1 pseudogene is annotated in these 272 nt (G+C 40.8%); it reads right to left on the bottom strand.

The window, feature by feature from the left end:
• Window positions 1-268 (bottom strand): annotated as a pseudogene (locus ACFINZ_RS11675) (acyl-[acyl-carrier-protein]--UDP-N-acetylglucosamine O-acyltransferase); the annotation flags it as partial.
• Window positions 269-272: the final 4 nt, after the last annotated feature.

A 272-nucleotide genomic window follows, 5' to 3' on the forward strand; every position in this document is an offset into this window, starting at 1 on the left:
TTGTACAATTTTTACCAATAGAGAGAGTTGTATAACCTCCCTTATGTTTATTATCTTGCGGTTCTGCTCCCAAAATTGCATGTGAAAATACTTTACTATCGGCTCCTAACGTTGTTTTCCCCATTATCACAACATGACTCATCAAGCTGCATCCATCACCAATAACAGCCTCTGAACTAATATGACAAAACGGCCCAACGAATACATTCTCACCAAGCTGCGCTCCCTTCTCCACAAGAGCAGTTGGATGGATTTTCGTACCGGACATTTTT

Origin of the sequence: Bartonella sp. AA81SXKL (genome assembly GCF_042196945.1) — a bacterium.
In the GTDB taxonomy this organism is placed as follows: Bacteria; Pseudomonadota; Alphaproteobacteria; order Rhizobiales; family Rhizobiaceae; genus Bartonella.